The organism is Trichococcus sp. (genome assembly GCF_049589555.1).
Taxonomy (GTDB): domain Bacteria; phylum Bacillota; class Bacilli; order Lactobacillales; family Aerococcaceae; genus Trichococcus.
In genome coordinates this window covers 1-2,762 of sequence record NZ_JBAWAZ010000299.1, presented here as the reverse complement: position 1 = coordinate 2,762, position 2,762 = coordinate 1, and the positions used below count along the sequence as shown (strand labels likewise).

Below are 2,762 nucleotides of genomic sequence, written 5' to 3'. Positions count from 1 at the left end.
GATATCACTAATAAACGGAACGATTACCTGCATAAAATCTCCACCGACATCATCAAAAACCACGATGTGATCGGGATTGAGGGTTTGCAGGTATCCAACATGGTCAAGAACCGAAAACTTTCGAAAGCCATCAGCGAAGTCAGCTGGTCGCAATTCCGCACAATGCTGGAGTATAAAGCGAATTGGTATGGGAAAGAAGTCGTTGTTGTAGCAAAAAACTTCCCTTCCAGCCAGCTATGTTCCTGTTGCGGCTATCAAAACAAAGACGTGAAGATTCTCCGTGTGCGTAAGTGGACTTGCCCCGAATGCGGAAGCCATCACGACCGGGATTTCAACGCAAGCACAAACTTGAAGCAGGAAGCCATGCGTATTTTAGCTTCCAGAACCGTGGGGGCCACGGGGTTAGCCTAACGAGAATCTGACCAATAGGTCGGAGTTTTTAGGAATCTCCCATCTCTAAGCGTAGGCATAGGTGGGAGTAGTTCAATCTAGTAGCTGTTCAAAATTAAATATAGGTGTTTTCTCTACCAAATCTAAAGGGAATCGATTATTCAACCAAGTTTCTGCAAGTCCAATCCAATTATCTACTTCATGAATAATATCTTCCTTAGATTTAGCAGTAGCCTGTGTGGATAGCGAGAGACCATGATGTCCTTTTTCATATATATGTGTCTCAAAAGGAATCCCCTTCATCGCAAGAGCGTGAGCCATTCCTGTCGTTTGAGTAACGCTGACAACATTATCTTCACGTGTGGCCCAAAGAAACATTGGTGGTGTATCTTTGTCTACTAATTGAGCTGGGCTGCTGGATAATATTAAATCATCAGTCACCTTTGTTTTTCCAAAATACGCAAAGTTGAAGGCATCATTCAACTTTACTTGCCATTCATCAGCACTTTCAGTCTTAAAATCTTTCTGTAATTCAAAATCATAAACACCGTAACCTAGAATTGCGGCTGCTGGTTTAAGTCCCTCTTGAGGACTATTAAAATAGTCCGTTATGACTGGTTTATTCCAATTTACGCAGTAGAGGGCACAATTATGCGCCCCGGCAGAATAACCAGAGAGAACGATCTGATCACTACGAACTTTCCATTCTTCAGCATGTTCATTAATGATAAGGAGTGCTTTCCCGATTTCTCTGATAGGATTAGGGTACGTGCTATTCATATATATAGCATCTTTTTTGGGATCAGGAAAAGCAAGGCCACTGTTACTGAATACCGAGTACCTTAAGACGAATGCATGATAGCCCATAGAAGCAAACCGTAAAGCAAGTGGCTCTGCTTCTCGATCAGAGGTAAACATATATCCACCGCCAGGACAGATTAAAACTGCGGGTCTGCTCTTTCCGATTAACATTTCTTCTGAGTCATCCAATAAATAAGTTGTTAATGTAACATTCGTATCATCTTCATTTAAATTAATTTTTTCGATTTTCATAATAGCTTTATTTCCTTTCTTCATCTTTCTTAATTGAGCTGAAAGCCAAGATAGTTATTTTCCGTATCAACTGATCAGATAAATTCTGATATTATCCCGCAGCTTCTTCGTTATTTGTAGTTTCATTTCTAAATTCAAGATCCCTCTATTTTCTATTTGTCTTTCTACTGATTGTGAATTATAAGACCTCTTGTAATCGGTTACGCACATAGTTTAAACCTGGACGGAAGTTTCCTCTACTTTGGTAGCGTTTAAATTCATGGCACTTCCATAACGAGAAAACGCTATCTTTTATTTTTGCATAAATTTGTATGGCACAGTCTTAACTAATCTGACACTTTTTGGATATCGAACAAGCAAATATCATACGGAGACAGATGGATTTCCAGTACAAATTGTTGACGCCGGTAGTAAAATGTAGGAAAACAACGGTTTGAAAATAGTGCGTAGAAAAAGAGAATCAAACAACAATCAACCGATTCTCTTTCTCAAAAGACTAGCTTCTATTTGTCCGGTCAGTTTCTAAGCTAACGATTCGCCGTTGCTCTCAATAACATTTTTGTACCAGTAGAACGACTTTTTGGGATAGCGTTTAAATGTGCCATTTCCGTAGTTGTCAACATCGACGTAAATGAAGCCGTATCTTTTTTCGATGCTGCCCGTTGAAAGGCCAATTAGATCGATGGCGCTCCATGGCATATATCCGATAACATCCACACCATCTTTTACAGCTTCTTTAAGTGCTGCTACATGTTCTTTTAAATAGGCAATCCGATAAACATCGTTGATTTCCCCATTTTCGAGAACGTCTTTGGCACCCAGTCCATTTTCGACGATCATGATCGGGATTTGGTAACGGTCATACACACGATTGAGCAAATAGCGCAGTCCGCTGCCGTCAATTTGCCATCCCCACTCGCTTTCCTGCAAATAGGGATTTTTGACTCCGAATCCTGAAATCAGATTCCCGGTAGCTTTGTCACCGGCTAATGCATCCCCCTCATCTCTTCCGCTTACACAAAGCGTCTGATAATAGCTGCAAGAATAAAAATCCACACGGCCCTTTTTCAGAACTTCCATATCTTCCGGCAATGCTTGAATCGAAATATTACATTCTTCAAAATAGCGTTTAGAATAACTTGGATAATCTCCCCGTATCATGACGTCACTGCAAAACATATTCTTCATCTGTTCGTGCTGCAATGCTGCGAGCATATCTTTGGGATGGCAAGTCAAAGGATAACCGGTCATCGTAGCGATCATGCATCCCATCTTGAATGCTGGATTGATCTTATGGGCAAGCTGGACAGCTTTTGCGC

Annotated in this window: 3 protein-coding genes; 1 reads left to right on the top strand and 2 read right to left on the bottom strand. The window is 40.9% G+C overall.

The genetic code is table 11. The features are described 5' to 3' along the window. Positions 1 to 411 (top strand): RNA-guided endonuclease TnpB family protein (locus WBV27_RS10545; protein WP_424201880.1); only part of this gene is annotated, 411 nt, incomplete at its 5' end. A gap of 72 nt (positions 412 to 483) precedes the next feature. Here WBV27_RS10545 and WBV27_RS10540 read toward each other — a convergent pair. Next, entirely contained in the window at positions 484 to 1,443 is a 960-nt protein-coding gene (locus WBV27_RS10540; protein ID WP_424201878.1) for an alpha/beta hydrolase, read from the bottom strand. A gap of 522 nt (positions 1,444 to 1,965) precedes the next feature. After that, positions 1,966 to 2,762 (bottom strand): glycoside hydrolase family 1 protein (locus WBV27_RS10535; protein WP_424201876.1); only part of this gene is annotated, 797 nt, incomplete at its 5' end.